Source organism: Sphingomonas sp. Leaf357, from assembly GCF_001423845.1.
Lineage (GTDB): Bacteria > Pseudomonadota > Alphaproteobacteria > Sphingomonadales > Sphingomonadaceae > Sphingomonas.
The window spans coordinates 1,482,465-1,498,509 of sequence record NZ_LMPM01000001.1 but is presented as its reverse complement, the minus strand read 5'-3'; the positions used below and the strand labels follow the sequence as shown (position 1 = coordinate 1,498,509).

The following is a 16,045-nucleotide window of genomic DNA, read 5'->3' as shown; positions in this document are numbered from 1 at the left end:
CGTTGCGTAACCATCTGGGCGCTCAGCCGACGACGGTCTTCAGGTTCATGAATTCATGCAGCCCGTAGGGCCCGAGTTCGCGACCATGGCCAGAGCGCTTGACGCCACCGAACGGCGCCTCCGGGCTGCTGGCGAGCATCTGGTTCACCGCCGTCATCCCGGCCTCGATCTCGCGTTCGAAGCGTTCGCGTTCGGCCGGATCGTCGGTCCAGACCGAGGAACCCAACCCGAACGGCACGTCGTTGGCGAGCGCGATCGCCGCATCGATATCGTTCGCCTTGAACAGCATCGCGACGGGGCCGAACAGTTCCTCCTGCGCCACCGCATGATCGACCGGCACGTCGACCAGGATGCCCGCCGACATATATGCGCCCTTGCCCGGCAGCGCCTCGCCGCCGAACAGCAGCTTCCCGCCCTCCTTCTCGATCATCGCGATCTGATCGAGCACGGTCTGGCGCTGCTCCTCGCTCGACAGCGGGCCCATGTCGGTCGCCGCATCCATCGGATCGCCGGCCTTCACCGCCCGCATGCCGGCGGCGAATCTCTCGAGGAACGCGTCGTAGACGTCGGCATGGACGATCATGCGCTTGGCGCAGATGCACGATTGCCCGGTATTCTGGATCCGCGCCGTCACCGCCGTCTTCGCCGCCAGATCCAAATCGGCCGAGGGCATGACGATGAACGGATCGGAGCCGCCGAGTTCCAGCACGACCTTCTTGAGCGCGCGGCCCGCCGCCTCGGCGACCTTCATGCCCGCGCCCTCGCTGCCGGTCAGCGTGACGGCGACGATGCGGTCGTCGGCGATCAGCGCGTCGACCTTGTCGCTCTTGATCGCGAGATTCTGGAACACGCCCGCCGGCGCGCCGGCGGCGATCACCATCTCCTCGATCGCCGCCGCGACGCCCTGCACGCTGCTGGCATGTTTCAGCAGACCGACATTGCCGGCCATGATCGTCGGCGCGAGGAAGCGCACCACCTGCCAGTATGGGAAGTTCCACGGCATCACCGCCAGCACCGGCCCCATCGGCAGCCAGCGCGCGGTCGCCTTGCCGCCCGAGGTGGCGAACTCGCGCGAGGCCAGCATCCCCGGCCCTTCCTGCGCGTAATGGCGGAAACCGACCGCGCATTTCTCGACCTCGGCGAGCGCGGATTTCAGCGTCTTGCCCATCTCGCGCACCGCGATCTCGGCGAGACGCTGACGGTTGGCGTCGAACTGGTCGGCGATGGCGGAGAGCAGCTGCGTGCGCGTCTCGTAATCGGTCGCGCGCCACGCCCTAAAGGCGTCGGCCGCCCGCGCGACGCGGGTTTCGATTTCGGCCGCGGTCAGCTCGGCGAAGCTCTCGCCGGCAGTGCCGGTGGCGGGGTTGATGCTGGTGAACATGGCAATTCCTATGCGCGGTCGTCTTCGGGGTCGGCGACTTAACGCAAATCGGCCGCGACGTATCCTTGACCCCCCTCGCCCCCACAGGCCATAGCGCTCACCATGGAAACTCCCGTCGAAGACCTGTCGTTCGAGGCCGCGCTGCGCGAACTCGAACAAATCGTCAGCCGCCTCGAATCCGGCGACGAACCGCTGGACGGCGCGATTGCCCTGTACGAGCGCGGCGATCGGCTGCGCCTGCGCTGCAAGGAACGGCTCGACGCGGCGCAGGCGCGAATCGAGGCGATCCGCACCGACGCCGAAGGCCGCGCCGCCGGCACCCAGCCGTTCGTGGCGGGCTGAGCGAGATGGCTGCTCCCTCCCCGGCCCTGCAGGCGGCGCTCGCCGAGGTCGCGGCGGACATCGACCGCCGTTTCGATACGTTGCTGACCGTGCCGGATGATCCCCGCGCCGATCTGTACCGCGCGATGCGCCATGCCGCGATCGGCGGCGGCAAGCGCCTGCGCCCGATGCTGGTCGCCGCCACCGCGCAACTGTTCGCGGTGGACCGCAATTGCGCCGGTCGCGCCGGCCTCGCGCTGGAATGCATCCACGTCTATTCGCTGATCCACGACGATCTGCCGGCGATGGACGATGACGACATGCGCCACGGCAAGCCCAGCACGCACAAGGCGTTCGACGAGGCGACCGCGATCCTGGCCGGCGATTGCCTGCACGCGCTGGCGTTCGAGGTGCTGGCAGATCCGCTGACCCATGCCGACCCGTACGTGCGCGTCGAACTGCTCGCCGATCTCTCGCGCGCATCGGGGCCGAGCGGCATGGCCGGCGGGCAGATGATGGACCTGCAGGCCGAGAAATCGAGCTTCGACCTGCCGACCGTCACCAAACTGCAGGCGATGAAGACCGGCGCGCTGATCGCCGCCGCGGTCGAGGCCGGGGCGATCCTCGGCCGCCTGCCGATCGAGGGCCGTCGCCACCTGCGCGGCTATGCCCGCGATCTCGGCCTGGCGTTCCAGATCGCCGACGACATCCTCGACGTCGAGGGCAATGAGGAACTGGCCGGCAAGGCGCTGCGCAAGGACGAGAATGCCGGCAAGGAGACGTTCCTGTCGCTGCTCGGCCTCGACCGCGCGCGCGAACAGGCCCGCATGCTGGTCGATCAGGCGATCGCGCATCTGGGGGGCTATGGACCGGAAGCCGATCTGCTGCGCGACATCGCACGCTACGTGACGGCGCGGGATCATTGAACGATATCGTCACTCCGGCGCAGGCCGGGGCCGCCAGGAGGCGGGTGCGGCCCCTGCCTCCCAGCGCCCCCGGCCTGCGCCGGGGTGACGGATTTGGGGAGAGGATGACATGACCACCCGCATCGGCGTCTATCCCGGCACGTTCGATCCGATCACGCTCGGCCATATGGACATCATCCGGCGCGGCGCGAAGCTGGTCGACCGGCTGGTCGTCGGCGTGACCACCAATGCCTCTAAATCGCCGATGTTCAGCATTGCGGAACGGATGGCAACGGTGCGGCGTGAAGTCGCGGGCGTGGATGGCGAGATCGACGTGGTGAGCTTCGATTCGCTGCTGATGGATTTCGCCGAGGCGCAGGGCGCGCGCGTGATCGTGCGCGGCCTGCGCGCGGTCGCCGATTTCGAGTACGAATATCAGATGGCCGGCATGAACCAGCAGATCAATCCGCGCGTCGAGACGGTGTTCCTGATGGCCGATGTCGCGTTGCAGCCGATCGCCAGCAAACTGGTCAAGGAAATCGCGCTGTATGGCGGGGATATCCGCAAGTTCGTGCCGCCTCTGGTGTCCGACGAGGTGGTCGCGCGGGTGACCGAGATCGGCCGCAAGGGCAGCTAAAGGCCGGTCCCCCTTCGAAGGGGCGCTTGTTCACCCCCCCCCTTCGTCATCCCGGACCCGTTCGGGGGCAACGATTCTTACGGCAAAGACAATTCTCGAAATAGCCGACGACCGACTGTGGCGCGCAGCCCGCGTGCGGACAGGAATTTTAACGCTCTGCCCTCGCGACTTCACGTTGGCGGGGCGGCGGATTTGCTCTAGACGCATCGCCACTGCCGGTATTTTCGCGGGGATATGATGCGTTCGATGACCAGGATGTTTGCGCTTGCGGGCGCGCTGATCGCTACCGTGCTGGCCGGACCCGCGATCGCACAGAAGGCCCCTGAAAAGGCCAAGCCGCTGGAGCATGTGGAGGCGCCTACCGTCTTCGCGCCGCGCCTCGCCCCGGCCTCGGCGACCGATCCCGAAAACCTGCTCTATCTCGATCTGTCGACCGGCGGGCGCGTGATCGTCTGGCTGCGCCCGGATGTCGCGCCGCACATGGTCGAGCGCATCAAGACGCTGACCCGCCAGCATTTCTACGACGGCCTGCTGTTCCACCGCGTGATCGACGGCTTCATGGCGCAGGGCGGCGATCCCAAGGGCGACGGCACCGGCGGATCGACGCTGCCCGACGTGAAGGCCGAGTTCAATTACCTGCCGCACGTGCGCGGCGCGGTGTCCGCGGCGCGCTCCGACAAGGAAGACAGCGCCAACAGCCAGTTCTTCATCGTCTTCCAGCCGCGCCTCAGCCTCGACAAGAAATACACCGTGTTCGGCCGCGTGATCGACGGCATGCAATATGTCGACGCGATCGAGCGCGGCGAGCCGCCGGCGAACCCCTCGCGCATCCTGCACGCTTATGTCGCGGCGGATTCGCCCCCGGCCTATGTCGCCGCGCCAGCCGCTCCGCTGCCTACGCTGGGCGCGCCCACGAAGCTGCCCGGTGCCGGTGCGGCGACGGTCTCGAAGACGCCGATCAAGCCCAAGCTCGCGCCGAAAAAGAAGTGAGGCCATCCGCCCTGCGGGGCGGGACTCCGCGATGAACGTCGATCTGTTCGATTTCGATCTGCCGCCGGAGCGGATCGCGCTGCGCCCCGCCGCGCCGCGCGATGCCGCGCGGCTGCTGGTGCTCGACGGTGCCGGTCCGGACGGCAGCACGCGCGATCTATCGGTCGGCGACCTGCCCGGCCAGTTGCGGCGCGGCGACCTGCTCGTGTTCAACGACACCCGCGTGATCCCGGCGCAGCTCGAAGGGCGCAAGGGCGATGCGAAAATCGGCGCGACGCTGCACAAGCGCGAGGGGCCGCGCCGCTGGCGCGCGTTCGTGCGCAACGGGCGGCGGTTGCGCGACGGCGATGCGATCGATTTCGGCAACCACGTCTCCGCCACCGCATCGGACAAGGCGGAGGACGGCAGCTTCGCGTTGACCTTCGCCGGCGACGAGCCGGTCGAACTGCTGCTGGAGCGCGCCGGCCGCATGCCGCTACCGCCCTATATCGCCGCCAAGCGCCCGACCGACGCGCAGGATGCGGAGGACTACCAGACGATGTTCGCGGCGGAAAAAGGCGCCGTCGCCGCGCCCACCGCCGCCCTGCACTTCACGCCCGAGCTGATCGCCGCGCTCGACGCCGCCGGGATCGGCCATGCGACGCTGACTTTGCACGTCGGCGCGGGCACGTTCCTGCCGGTCAAGGTCGAGGATACCGACGCGCACCGGATGCATGCCGAATGGGGCCGCATCGACGCCGCCACCGCCGATCGCCTGAACGCCACGCGCGCTGCCGGCGGCCGGGTGATCGCCGTCGGCACCACCAGCCTGCGCCTGATCGAAAGCGCCACCGGCGACGACGGGCTGGTTTGCCCGTTCGAAAACGACACCGCGATCTTCATCACGCCCGGCTATCGCTTCAAAGGCGTGGACGGCCTGATGACCAACTTCCACCTACCGCGCTCGACCCTGTTCATGCTGGTCTCGGCTCTGATGGGTGTCGATAGGATGAAAGCGGCTTACGCTTATGCCATCGGAAACGGCTACCGTTTCTACTCCTACGGAGACGCTTCGCTGCTCCTTCCGTAACTGCCCTCCGGTGGGTGGCAGGTGGGTGCTTACGAAAGGCTCTTTCAGTCAGTTGCTCCTTCGCCCGGAGCTCTTAATGCCTTCCACGCTTGCCTCGCACTCCTGATGCGGGAGTCACAGGTTCGAGTCGTTAACATCGTTCCCGCCGCCGCGGCTGTCCCCGAGCCCGCAACTTGGGGCATGATGATCGCAGGCTTCGGCATGATGGGCGCGGCAATGCGCACGCGTCGTCGTTCTACCAAGGTCACTTTCGCCTAACAGTTCGTTGGAAGACGAACACTAAGCCGCTGGCCTTCGGGCTGGCGGCATTTTTTTGCTGTGCTCGGCTGCCTGAGATAGTTGGCAATCGCTCATGTTGCAGATGATCTCTGCGATCATGCCCGCCTAACTGCTGACGAACGGTCGGTCGCCTCTTAGCTTCTGACCAAATGACCGCTTCTCACCACAATGCGACACTCCGCGCTCTTCGCGGGTATCGAAAAGCAGGCAGGCCGCTTACGCCCAAAAGCCGATATTGATGCTGTCGCGATGGGGACGCACTATCTTACCTGATGGCGTTCAAGGCAGACTGATCTGGTTTGCGATTACAGCATCGGCTTTTCTCATGTGGCGCTTTGTCATGCTCCGCTTTGCCTCTAACGCATGAATTTCATAGTAAATTGCTGGCCGATTCTAAATCTGTTTATGCTTGTCTCGGCGCTGACGGGACGCGCGCGGATGCAGGCGGCATATGCTCATGCGATCAAGCATGGCCACCGTTGCTATTCCTATGGGGATGCGTCGCCACTGCTGCCCCGAGCCTCTCGTGAGAATTCATCGGCGAGCCGCCCGGGCTTGGAGAAAAGAAGCTTAAGTGGTTAAAACACTGTAAGAAAATCTTACGATAACTTCGTCTCCCGCCGCCGTTTACCATTGTCTGGACCGCAAATCGGCGATTGGCACGGTGATTGCTCTTATCGGAGCATCGCCGCTTGGTGGCTTGGAACGGGATAGAACAATGAAGACGATGATGAAGACTCTGCTGGCGGGTGCCGCGATTGTCGGCAGCATGGCGATGATCGCGATGCCCGCGTCCGCATCGGTGATCGATTTTTCCGATGTGACCAGCGGCTCCTGCGCCTATGCCGGCGCGAGCCTGACCAGCGGCGGCTTTACGTTTTCTGCGCCGGGCAACGCCGTATTCGTCTGCAATTCCGGCGTTCTCGCCCAGAATACCAGCGCAGCGATCGTCGCCGCCAACGGCTTGTCGGTCCTGAACTTCGCCCCGGTTGCGGGCGGCGTATTCTCGCTGAACGGGTTCCAGGCCGGATCGCGCACCGCGGACTTCAACATCACGACCGGCAGCACCCAGTCGGCCACGGGCATCCTGGTCGAAGGATTGTCGGGCTCGATCGTCGTAGCCAGCACCTCGTTCTCCTTCACCGGCTTCGACTTCTCGACGTTCCAGCTGTCGAACGCGTTTTCGGGTCTGACCTCGGCACGCATCACGGCGACCGGGCCGAATGCCAACGCGGAATTCGTCCTCGACAATGTGGTGGTCAACGCCGCTGCCGTGCCCGAGCCCGCAACCTGGGGCATGATGATCCTCGGCTTCGGCATGATCGGCGCGGCCGCGCGCAGCCGCAAGGTCAAGACGAGCGTCGCCTTCGCCTGATCGCGTCTCTCCGGGGGGAGACCGAAGCCGCTGGCCGAAAGGCCGGCGGCTTCTTGCTGGCCCTTTCGACGTCGATCGAACGGGCAACCTATTCCGGCATCTGGCGTTGACGGTCTGCGACGAAACACGCGGTCCGTTCTGGCATCGGCCAGCCCGCAAAGGCTCCGCGTTCCTGGGAGACAGGTCATGCGGTTCGAACTCGCCGGCATTTTTCTGGTCGGAGGATTGGCTTCGGGCGTTTGGACGGTTCCGGCCCAGGCCCAATCGACCGGGCTCGAGGACATGGCCGGTGCGCGCGCCGGGCAGGCGGAGGGAGAGTTGCAGCGGCGTGGCTATCGCAACGTGCGCGGCGAAAAGGGCGACGATCGCAGCTATGCCTACTGGTGGAATGCCGACCGCCGCCAATGCGTCACGATCGCGACGATGAACGGCCGCTACAGTTCGATCACGCCGACCACGCCGCCCGACTGCCGACAATCGGCCAATCTCCGCCCGCGTCCGGATTACACCGTGCCGGACCGACCCGTCAGCCGCCCCCGGCCCGGCTATGAACCGAATCCGAACTTTTCACGGCCGCCCTATCCGAATGCGGACGAGCGCCCCGGCTATCCCGGCGCTGGCCCGGTCGTTGGCGGGCGGCCGGTCGATCTTGGCCTGGTCTGTTTCGGCGACGGATCGAAGAACGGTATCACCAGCGGAACGACCTGGACATGGAACGCCGATCGCGACCGGTATGAACATGGCCGCTACAACCAGTCGACGACCGAGCTGTTCGACGCATCGCTGATGATCCAGCTATGGGGAGACGGCGGCCGCATCCGTCTGCCCAAATCGCTGATCCCGCCGATCAATTCGCGCGGCAATAACGGCTGGTGGGATCTCTACGCCGTGCGAAGCGGGCGAGACGTGATCACCGCCAGCTATCGTCTCAACGGACTCAACAAGCCGCGCATTACGATCGACCGGCGTTCCGGTCGCATCACCGTCCAGGGCACCGCGAGTTACGGGTTCCGGGGGAATTGCGACCTGATCGGAGCGAACGACCGCCGGTTCTAGCGGTTGGCGTTCGCGTCGATGATGGCGCGCCGCTTCGGCGAGGCCTGACCGGTATAATCATGCTGCCCCCAACTCCCCCATTTGGAGGTCGTCCCGGTGGCGTTGTAGAGCATGAGCGGTCCGGTGTGAACCCTCAGGAGATCGGCGAGGTAGCGATCGTATGCCGCGCCCATCGAAGTGCTCGCCTGCATCGCCTCGTTCACCGCCGCGTTGACGTCGCTCGAGACCGTACCCTGGCCACCTTCGTAGATCATCGACAGCTTGCCATAGGCCTTGGCGCTGGCGGCGACATTGGTGGTGTGGCCGATGGCCACGACGCGCGCGGTTTCGACCAACGCGAACAATGCGGCCTGCGCCAGCGTATTGGGCGTGTCCGTGTTCAGAACTTCGGTCCCGAAATACGGCGCGTCGGCGAGCGCATCGACCCATTGCGCGGTGTCGCGGAAGGCCATGAACTGGTCGATGCCCGGGGTGTTGCCGGACTGGAACGACGCGACGCGGACCAGGCGCGCACGCTGATCCTTGAACACGTCGGTGATGATCTTGTTCTGCTCCACCGTCTTCTCGGCGTAGCGCAGCATCGTGTTGTCCCACTTGTTCAGGCTGAGGTTCTCGGCGATCCCCTCGTTCAACGCCTGCGTCGTGACCAGGAAACCCCAGTTCCAAACTTCGTTGCCGGTCTCGAAATAGGCCTTGCCCTTCAGCGTGTCGCGGATCAGCGTCGCCATGCGCCGGACATAATCGTCGTCGGCGTTCCACGGCACGGTGAACCATGCATCGGCACCGGCGGCGTTGGCGATCTCGATCTGGTCTTCCAGCGGCTGGTCCGCGGTGACGTACGCGGTGCCGGGCAGCGCCCGCGTCGCCCAGGTGATCGGCAGATTGTTGTTGGCGTTGGACCAGTCGAGGAAGCGGATGGTGCCGTAGATCTTCATGTCGTCGACATAGCGCTGGTCGAGCCGACCATTGGTGACGACCCCCGCCTCGCGACAGTCGAGATTGCGGAACGTGCCGTCGCTCTGCGACAGATCGAACCAGATTACGCCGTGCTTGCCCGGCACGCCCTGCGGCACCCACACCACCGTCGCGGTGTGATCGCCGTAGGTCGTCTGCGACATGCCGCCGATATGGGCCTTGCCGGCGCCCTGCCAGGTGCAGGTGATTTTGGTCGATTGACCGCTATAGACCGCGTTCGGCGCGGTCAGATAGATCCGGCCCGCGGTGTTGGGATTGCCGACGGTGTTGTAGCCGCCGACCACGTTCATCCACTCGCTGGAGCGGTAGGCGAGATTGGCCCAGATCCGCTCGGTACCGTAATAGATTTGCGGCACTGCGCTGACCCCGATCCGCGGCTTGGCGACGCTGGCCGTCGGCGTGGGAGTGGGGCTCGGCGTCGGGCTGGGCTGCGGTTCGGGCGTCTTGGTGCCCGCCGGCACGACCGAGACGTCGGCGGCGGGCGCGGCGCCCGATCCCCCACACGATGCCAGCAGGATGGCGGCGGAGATCACGCCGGTCCACTTCATCGGGAATGCTCCGCGGGCACGGTTTTCCGACCCCGATGACAAACCATCTTCGCTCTTCATTTCATACCCTCGATGCGTCGAAGGGATTGATAAATAAGGATAGTGAAGATAGGGTTAGCGCCGCCAGGATAGCTGCCGCTTCATCGGGAGCATCGCCATGGCACCGTCCCCGCGCTTGCGCGTTATCGCCTCAGACCGCAGCCTCCTGCGCGGTGACGGAGTATGACATGACCGATGACGCCACGACCACGACCTCGAACGGCAAGACCGCGCTGTCGGATGCGTTCCGCGAACATTTTTCCGGCGATGCGCCGATCACCGAAAAGGCCAAGAGCTTCGCCAAGGCCCGGCCCTGGACCAGCGCCGCATTTCTCGGCGTCGCCGCGATCGCGGTGCTGAACACGCTGCGGGGCACGCGCGACTGAGCTTCAATGTCACGGGCACCGCTGGCGGACAAAGCCGGCGGTGCCCGTCGACGATCGGATCGGGCAGGTGCCCCGATAACCGCCGAGGGTCTGAGGGGTGGCTATCGGGACGCGGGCAGCGTTGGCACCCCATCCTCCGATACGCAAGGGCCGCTGCAGACAGTCAGGACGCGGGCTGCAATTGCCCGGCCACAATGTTCGTCCGGACGCTTTTCCACGACCGCGTGGAACGAGAAAGCAGATCGCCGGTTCGCTCGTTGAAACGAACGCCAGTCGCTTGACAGCCATGTCGAGCGGATGCGTTTCGGCAAGAGACCGCGGAGCGACACTATCTATGGCCCAGATCATATCCTTGCTCGTGTCGATCGCGATCGCTGTCGCAATATTCCGCGTTATCGGCGAGATCCGGCGGGAGACGGCGCGCCTATCCGAAAACGCCAGAACATGGTCCCGACAGTCACTGCCCGAGGATCGGGCCGAGACGATCCCGGCCACCGTCACATCGTCCGTCGGTCAGAGCTAAGACACTGCTACTCCGATAGCATCGGCGGAAAGCCAGGTGCCAACCCGATCTGCAATTTCCTTCGTCCCATGAAGGTCACGCGCGCCCGACCTCCGCAGTGCCATGGCGATCACTTAACGCTTCGCGCCTTTGCGCCGAGCCGTGCGATGTCCGATGCGAAATTCACACCGGAATGGATCGCCAGGAAATCGTTCTCGTATTCCGCGCCTTGGCCATCCGACGGCACTTCCACGAAGTTCGATTTGTCTCTGGCCAGTTGGAAGAAGCGATAGCCCATTCGTTCTAGCGCCATCACCGAGGTCCGCTCGAAGAAGGGCGGTTCGCCATGCGCGTTGGATTCGAAGATCACGATATCGGCCGGATGAGCGCTCAGATACGGCTCGCACGCTTCCAGCACCGCGCCTTCATGACCTTCGACATCGATCTTCACCATCCGGATGTGCGGAATGGCCAGGTCCGTCAGGACTGTCAGCGCGTTCTTGACCGGTACCGAGACCGCATGCCAGTCGCCATCGCCGGTCGGCTCGGCCAGGCGTGCCGCGCCCGAATTGCCCGACAGAATGTGCAAGGTCATCTGACTGTCTTCGTTCGACAAGGCGAACTCGTTGAGCGTGACCTGGCTCAGCCGATTGATGGCGATGGTTTCGCGCAACATCGCGGCGATATTCGGTTGCGGTTCGAACGCGATCACCCGTCCATGTTCCCCGACGAGCGGAGCCGCCGTGGCAACGAACCAGCCGACATTGGCCCCGATATCGATCACGGTATCGCCGGGATCGAGCAACGCGCGGATAACCGAGCTAATGCGGGGCTGGAAATCGCCCATCGCGTAGAGAACGCGGCCGACATGATCGTCGGTATTGACGCGCACCGACAATCCATTGCGCAACGTAGCAAGCGCGGACCGTTCCCCGACGGCGAAAAACCCCACGGATTTGCTGAAGGCTATACGTTCGAAATCGTCGGGATTTCTTCGTGACCGCAGATACTGCCGGTACAATGAACCGACACTACGAATGGGCGGCGTCGATGATATCTTGGTTGCCAGACCTCGAACTATTCCCATCGATCTTTCCCGCCCGATAAATGTTTCACGCAAATCTGCACCACATCGCAAAGCCTGGCAATGTTCTGCTCAAGCCGCGATGGCCGCCGGAGCATCTGGTGGGTCCGCGGCCCAAATTACGCGATCGCGGCCTTCCGTCTTGGCGCGATATAGCAGGGCGTCGGCGGCAGTGATCGCCTCTTCCGCCTTGCCGTCCGCTACCATCACCACGCCGGCCGAAAGCGTGATCGGCTCCAGCGCCTCGCCGGTATCGCGGATCCGGAAGACGCGGTTCTGCAGGGTCCGGTTCGAGCGCACGACGATGTCGGCGGCGGTGGCGAGCGGCACACCTTCCATCACCACGACGAACTCCTCCCCACCCCAGCGCGCGACGAGGTGCGGTTCGCAACTGGCGGCGATCGATTCGGCGACCGCCCTTATCACCCGGTCGCCGACCTGATGTCCGTGCCGGTCGTTGATCGCTTTGAAGCGATCGATGTCGCAGATCGCGATCGCGGTGCAGCCGCCGGGTTCGAGCGCGTCGAGATGGAGTTGCAGGCCGCGGCGGTTGGCCAAGCCGGTCAGCGCGTCGCGCGCGGCGTCGGTCTTGGCCGCCATGAGTTCCGAATTGAGCGAATCGATCTGTTGCATCGCCGCGCTCAGGCGTGCCTCGGTCTCGCCGGTGCGGTCGATCATCGCGGCGATGGTAGCGGCGAACGGCGGGCTATCCTGATCCAGATCATCCAGATGCTGGCTCAGATCGCGCCCGAACTGGCCGGTCGCGGTCATCGCGGCACCGGTCAGCTCGGCCAGGTGCCGGGTCTGATGGCGGAGTTCGGCATGGCCCGCCGTTTCCTCCTCGCTCTCCCGCCGCCCACCGCCGAGTGCGCGATAGGCACCGACGATATGATCGGCCTGAGCCTGGCTAACGGTGTCGCCGCCGATCAGGATCGCGTCGATCGCGCGCGCGGCCAGGCTGTCACCGTCGTTGGCGCGGATATAGGCCAGTTCGTAGTTGACCGGCGTGGGCCGCAAGCCCTGTTCCGCCAGAAATCGCAGAATCGCGGACACGGCCAGCTCGTCCTCGACGACGGCGGCGCAATCCGGGATTTCCTGTCGCTTCCGTTTGAACACCGCCGCCTCGTCCGCATTTCCGGCGACCGGACTAACCGCATAATCTTAACAAGCGGCGCAACGATCACTCGGGCACCACGGTCCTTGCCCCGGGCGCTGCCTTGGCGGATAGGCCGTGCAACTTGGGATGCTCCGAATGCCGAAACCGATACCCTTTATCTGCCTGGCTCTGGCGCTCGCCGCCGCGCCGCCGGCCGGCGCCCAGCAGGCACCGACCACCACGCCTTCGGCCCCCGCGCCGACCATGCGACCACAGCCCTTCGCGACGATCGTGTTCGAACCGGCAGCGATGCTGATCGCCGCGTGCGACGCGAATTTCGACGCGATCGTCACGCGCGACGAACTCCATGCCTGCCTCAAGCGCAGCTTCGCGAGCGTCGCGCAGGGCAAGCCCGATATCGGCTATATCGATTATAGCGACTGGGCGAAGACCTGGCTGGGCGATGCCAATGTCGTGCCCAGCCCCTATTCGGTCGACACCGACGACGACAATCGCATCACCTTGGCCGAATTGCAGGCCGAGTTCGATCGCTTCTTCGACCGGTTCGACGTCGACAGGAACGGATCGGTGACTCGGGCCGAACTGCTCACGCTGCGCACCGCGCCCTCCGTCATTCCCGGCAAGAAGAAGCGCTGATCCCCATGCCACCCCGGTTCGACTTCACCATCCTCGCGCGCGACGGCAAGGCGCGCACCGGCGCGATCGCGATGCGCCGCGGCACGATCCGCACCCCCGCCTTCATGCCGGTCGGCACCGCCGCCACCGTCAAGGCGATGAAGCCCGGCGACGTGCGCGCGAGCGGCGCTGACATCATCCTGGGCAACACCTATCATCTGATGCTGCGCCCCACCGCCGAGCGAGTCGCGCGATTGGGCGGGCTGCACGATTTCATGGGCTGGGACCGCCCGATCCTGACCGATTCGGGCGGCTATCAGGTGATGAGCCTCAGCGACCTGACCAAGCGCGACGAAAATGGCGTGACGTTCAAGAGCCATCTCGACGGCACGCGCCATACGCTGTCCCCGGAACGCTCGATCGAGATCCAGCGCCTGCTCGGTTCCGACATCGTCATGGCGTTCGACGAACTGGTGCCGACCACCTCGACCCGCGAGGTGCAGGCCGCCGCGATGGCGCGATCGATGCGCTGGGCGAAACGCAGCCGCGACGCGTTCGATGGCGGCGGCGAACATGCCGAGCACGCGGCGATCTTCGGCATCCAGCAGGGCGCGCTCGACGAACGGCTGCGCGCGGAAAGCGCGGGTGAGTTGGCCGCGATCGGCTTCGACGGCTACGCGGTCGGCGGCCTCGCGGTCGGCGAAGGACAGGAGGCGATGTTCGGCTGCCTCGATTTCGCGCCGGGACAATTGCCCGAGGACAAGCCGCGCTACCTGATGGGCGTGGGCAAGCCGGACGATATCGTCGGCGCGGTCGAACGCGGCATCGACATGTTCGATTGCGTGCTGCCGACCCGTTCCGGACGCACCGGGCAGGCCTTCACGCGCGCCGGCCCGATCAACATCCGCAACGCGAAGTTCGCCGAGGATCAGGGCCCGCTCGATCCGGCCTGCGCCTGCCCGGTCTGCGCCGGCTGGACGCGCGCCTATCTCCACCATCTCGTGCGATCGGGCGAGATGCTGGGCGCGATGCTGATGACCGAGCACAATCTGTACTTCTATCAGGCACTGATGGCCGATCTGCGCGCCGCGATCGCCGGTGGCACGTTGAGTATGTTTGCCAATGGGTTCCGCGCGGAATATCGCGGGGCAAAGCAGAACGGAGAGTGAGCGTGTCCGATAAGGAACCCAACGAGATCGTCGCCGCGGCCAAGCACCATCAGGCCGCCAAGGAGCGCGCCGGCGCCAAGGACGTCAAGAAGGACGGCAAGAACTGGCCGATCGGAGCGATCGGGCTCGGCGTGGGCATCGGATCGGCGGCGGTGGCCGCGGCGATGATCTTCGCCGGGCGCGGCAAGAAGGACTGAACCGCCGGTTCGGTGAGGGCGGCGCACGGCGTAACGGTGCCCACCACCGTCATCCCCGCGCCGGCGGGGATCCCGCTTCTTCTACCGAGTGCGGGGCAACAGCGGGATCCCGGATCAAGTCCGGGATGACGGGAGCGGTTCAAGGGCCGCGAACCCCGCCCCCGTTCGGGCTGAGCCTGTCATGACGGACGGTGCATGGGTCCCCACGCCCGTCAGCAACACGTTAAGGCCTGATCGGCTACACGCGTCGGCGTGACGCCGACATCCATCACGCTCTGGCTCCGTAAGCACCTGCCCACCCCGCTGGGCGTGGCCGCGCTCATCGCCCTGGTCGGCGCGGGGATGTCGGCGCACGCCACCCTGCGCGCGATCACCGCGCAGGACGCGCCGGCCATAGTGCCGGCGATCCACGCCACCGGCTACGAAGCGGAGGATCATTTTCCCGGTGCCGCCGATCTCTACGCCGCCGACGACCATGCCGCCCCGGCGGCGGGCGCGACCGGGACGGCCAGCCTGCCCGATCTGCCGATCCCGCCCGAGGCGGCGGTGCTCACGCCGGACAGGACCGTCACCCCGGCCCAGCCTTTCTCGACACGTCTCGCCAGCGCGGTCGACCGCGGGCGCGCGCTCGAATGCCTGACCGCCGCGATCTATTACGAGGCCGGGAGCGAACCGGACGACGGGCAGCGCGCGGTGGCGCAGGTGATCCTCAACCGCGTGCGCCATCCGGCCTTTCCGGCCACGGTGTGCGGCGTGGTCTATCAGGGGTCGGAGCGCGCCAGCGGGTGCCAATTCTCCTTCGCCTGCGATGGCGCGATGGCGCGGCCGCCGGCCCGGGCGTCGTGGACCCGCGCGATGCGCATCGCGGCGGCGGCGCTGTACGGATCGGTGCTCGCATCGGTCGGTGAGGCGACGCATTACCACACCTATGCCGTGACGCCGGGCTGGAACCGCAGCCTGGTGATGACGGCCGCGATCGGCGCGCATTTCTTTCATCGCTGGCAGGGCTATTGGGGCACGCCGCAAGCCTTCAGACAGGTCTATCGCGGCGGCGAGCCCGTGCCGGGCCCGCACCCGCGCACGCTGATGCCCGAATCGATCGCGCCGGAAACGATAGCCACGGTGGCGACGGCTCCCACGACGATCGCGGCCTCGGCCAAGGCTCCGCAAACCTCGCCCCCGACGACCGCGGTAGCGGCGATCCAGCCGGCCTACGCACAGAGCGGAACGCCGGTGGCGGGCTACAGCAAGCCGGTCGCGGCCGTGGCGGCGAAGTCGGGCAGAACCGACGATTCGCAGATCCTCGACCGGTGGAAGGATTCGGGCAAGCCGCTGCGGTAAACCGCGCGCTTCGCGTCCTCGTCATGCTGAACTCGTTTCAGCATCCAGGCGCGTTCATC

Annotated in this window: 16 protein-coding genes and 2 pseudogenes; 14 read left to right on the top strand and 4 right to left on the bottom strand. The window is 65.8% G+C overall.

All coding sequences use genetic code 11. The features are described 5' to 3' along the window. Nucleotides 1–22 precede the first annotated feature (22 nt). Nucleotides 23–1,381, bottom strand: a complete 1,359-nt coding sequence (locus tag ASG11_RS06955) for an NAD-dependent succinate-semialdehyde dehydrogenase (RefSeq protein ID WP_055776949.1) — start codon at nt 1,379–1,381, stop codon at nt 23–25. A 102-nt stretch (nt 1,382–1,483) separates the two neighbouring features. On the opposite strand from ASG11_RS06955, the gene ASG11_RS06950 reads away from it, so the two are divergent. The 9 genes and pseudogenes from ASG11_RS06950 (at nt 1,484) to ASG11_RS06920 (ending at nt 8,013) form a co-directional block, all read left to right on the top strand. Then, entirely contained in the window at nt 1,484–1,723 is a 240-nt protein-coding gene (locus ASG11_RS06950) for an exodeoxyribonuclease VII small subunit (RefSeq protein WP_055780456.1), read from the top strand. 5 nt (nt 1,724–1,728) lie between these two features. Continuing rightward, a complete protein-coding gene (locus tag ASG11_RS06945) occupies nt 1,729–2,628 on the top strand; it encodes a polyprenyl synthetase family protein (RefSeq protein ID WP_082472641.1) in 900 nt (299 codons plus the stop codon). 109 nt (nt 2,629–2,737) lie between these two features. Then, nucleotides 2,738–3,244: a pantetheine-phosphate adenylyltransferase gene (gene coaD / locus ASG11_RS06940; RefSeq protein ID WP_055776945.1), complete on the top strand. Its 507-nt coding sequence runs from the start codon at nt 2,738–2,740 to the stop codon at nt 3,242–3,244. Nucleotides 3,245–3,499: 255 nt separating this feature from the next. Beyond that, complete coding sequence (locus tag ASG11_RS06935; protein ID WP_443024478.1) at nt 3,500–4,234, top strand: peptidylprolyl isomerase; 735 nt, start codon at nt 3,500–3,502, stop codon at nt 4,232–4,234. Between the two features lie 31 nt (nt 4,235–4,265). Continuing rightward, nucleotides 4,266–5,303, top strand: coding sequence for a tRNA preQ1(34) S-adenosylmethionine ribosyltransferase-isomerase QueA (gene queA / locus ASG11_RS06930; RefSeq protein WP_055776940.1), 1,038 nt, complete (start codon nt 4,266–4,268; stop codon nt 5,301–5,303). 150 nt (nt 5,304–5,453) lie between these two features. Continuing rightward, nucleotides 5,454–5,561, top strand: a pseudogene (locus ASG11_RS18350) (PEPxxWA-CTERM sorting domain-containing protein); the annotation flags it as partial. A 408-nt stretch (nt 5,562–5,969) separates the two neighbouring features. Next, nucleotides 5,970–6,164, top strand: a pseudogene (locus tag ASG11_RS18345) (S-adenosylmethionine:tRNA ribosyltransferase-isomerase); the annotation flags it as partial. A gap of 136 nt (nt 6,165–6,300) precedes the next feature. After that, nucleotides 6,301–6,957, top strand: coding sequence for a PEPxxWA-CTERM sorting domain-containing protein (locus tag ASG11_RS06925; RefSeq protein WP_055776937.1), 657 nt, complete (start codon nt 6,301–6,303; stop codon nt 6,955–6,957). Nucleotides 6,958–7,143: 186 nt separating this feature from the next. Further along, entirely contained in the window at nt 7,144–8,013 is an 870-nt protein-coding gene (locus tag ASG11_RS06920) for a hypothetical protein (RefSeq protein ID WP_055776934.1), read from the top strand. Here ASG11_RS06920 and ASG11_RS06915 read toward each other — a convergent pair. Continuing rightward, the gene (locus tag ASG11_RS06915) at nt 8,010–9,536 is read right to left on the bottom strand and encodes a hypothetical protein (RefSeq protein WP_055776931.1); all 1,527 of its coding nucleotides are present in this window, start codon (nt 9,534–9,536) and stop codon (nt 8,010–8,012) included. The two genes, ASG11_RS06920 and ASG11_RS06915, sit on opposite strands and share 4 nt — an antisense overlap. 227 nt (nt 9,537–9,763) lie before the next feature. Here ASG11_RS06915 and ASG11_RS06910 point away from each other — a divergent pair, with 227 nt between their 5' ends. Further along, complete coding sequence (locus ASG11_RS06910; protein ID WP_055780450.1) at nt 9,764–9,961, top strand: hypothetical protein; 198 nt, start codon at nt 9,764–9,766, stop codon at nt 9,959–9,961. A 632-nt stretch (nt 9,962–10,593) separates the two neighbouring features. Here ASG11_RS06910 and ASG11_RS06900 read toward each other — a convergent pair. Both ASG11_RS06900 and ASG11_RS06895 read right to left on the bottom strand, forming a co-directional pair. Further along, nucleotides 10,594–11,355 carry an FkbM family methyltransferase gene (locus ASG11_RS06900; RefSeq protein WP_168371709.1) on the bottom strand — a complete coding sequence of 254 codons (762 nt, stop codon included), beginning with the start codon at nt 11,353–11,355 and terminating at the stop codon, nt 10,594–10,596. A 264-nt stretch (nt 11,356–11,619) separates the two neighbouring features. Next, a complete protein-coding gene (locus ASG11_RS06895) occupies nt 11,620–12,663 on the bottom strand; it encodes a GGDEF domain-containing protein (RefSeq protein WP_055776922.1) in 1,044 nt (347 codons plus the stop codon). 136 nt (nt 12,664–12,799) lie between these two features. Here ASG11_RS06895 and ASG11_RS06890 point away from each other — a divergent pair, with 136 nt between their 5' ends. The 4 genes from ASG11_RS06890 (at nt 12,800) to ASG11_RS06875 (ending at nt 15,986) form a co-directional block, all read left to right on the top strand. Then, nucleotides 12,800–13,300 carry a hypothetical protein gene (locus ASG11_RS06890; protein WP_055776920.1) on the top strand — a complete coding sequence of 167 codons (501 nt, stop codon included), beginning with the start codon at nt 12,800–12,802 and terminating at the stop codon, nt 13,298–13,300. A 5-nt stretch (nt 13,301–13,305) separates the two neighbouring features. Next, nucleotides 13,306–14,448: a tRNA guanosine(34) transglycosylase Tgt gene (gene tgt, locus ASG11_RS06885; RefSeq protein ID WP_055776916.1), complete on the top strand. Its 1,143-nt coding sequence runs from the start codon at nt 13,306–13,308 to the stop codon at nt 14,446–14,448. A gap of 2 nt (nt 14,449–14,450) precedes the next feature. After that, the gene (locus ASG11_RS06880; RefSeq protein ID WP_082472795.1) at nt 14,451–14,645 is read left to right on the top strand and encodes a hypothetical protein; all 195 of its coding nucleotides are present in this window, start codon (nt 14,451–14,453) and stop codon (nt 14,643–14,645) included. A 252-nt stretch (nt 14,646–14,897) separates the two neighbouring features. Continuing rightward, nucleotides 14,898–15,986 carry a cell wall hydrolase gene (locus tag ASG11_RS06875; RefSeq protein WP_055776910.1) on the top strand — a complete coding sequence of 363 codons (1,089 nt, stop codon included), beginning with the start codon at nt 14,898–14,900 and terminating at the stop codon, nt 15,984–15,986. Nucleotides 15,987–16,045 lie beyond the last annotated feature (59 nt).

Excerpts from the sequence above, each read along its gene's own strand:
- ASG11_RS06955 (WP_055776949.1), bottom strand. The coding sequence starts at position 1,381 with ATGTTCACCAGCATCAACCCCGCCACCGGCACTGCCGGCGAGAGCTTC.
- ASG11_RS06950 (WP_055780456.1), top strand. The coding sequence starts at position 1,484 with ATGGAAACTCCCGTCGAAGACCTGTCGTTCGAGGCCGCGCTGCGCGAA.
- ASG11_RS06945 (WP_082472641.1), top strand. The coding sequence starts at position 1,729 with ATGGCTGCTCCCTCCCCGGCCCTGCAGGCGGCGCTCGCCGAGGTCGCG.
- coaD (WP_055776945.1), top strand. The coding sequence starts at position 2,738 with ATGACCACCCGCATCGGCGTCTATCCCGGCACGTTCGATCCGATCACG.
- ASG11_RS06935 (WP_443024478.1), top strand. The coding sequence starts at position 3,500 with ATGTTTGCGCTTGCGGGCGCGCTGATCGCTACCGTGCTGGCCGGACCC.
- queA (WP_055776940.1), top strand. The coding sequence starts at position 4,266 with ATGAACGTCGATCTGTTCGATTTCGATCTGCCGCCGGAGCGGATCGCG.
- ASG11_RS06925 (WP_055776937.1), top strand. The coding sequence starts at position 6,301 with ATGAAGACGATGATGAAGACTCTGCTGGCGGGTGCCGCGATTGTCGGC.
- ASG11_RS06920 (WP_055776934.1), top strand. The coding sequence starts at position 7,144 with ATGCGGTTCGAACTCGCCGGCATTTTTCTGGTCGGAGGATTGGCTTCG.
- ASG11_RS06915 (WP_055776931.1), bottom strand. The coding sequence starts at position 9,536 with ATGAAGTGGACCGGCGTGATCTCCGCCGCCATCCTGCTGGCATCGTGT.
- ASG11_RS06910 (WP_055780450.1), top strand. The coding sequence starts at position 9,764 with ATGACCGATGACGCCACGACCACGACCTCGAACGGCAAGACCGCGCTG.
- ASG11_RS06890 (WP_055776920.1), top strand. The coding sequence starts at position 12,800 with ATGCCGAAACCGATACCCTTTATCTGCCTGGCTCTGGCGCTCGCCGCC.
- tgt (WP_055776916.1), top strand. The coding sequence starts at position 13,306 with ATGCCACCCCGGTTCGACTTCACCATCCTCGCGCGCGACGGCAAGGCG.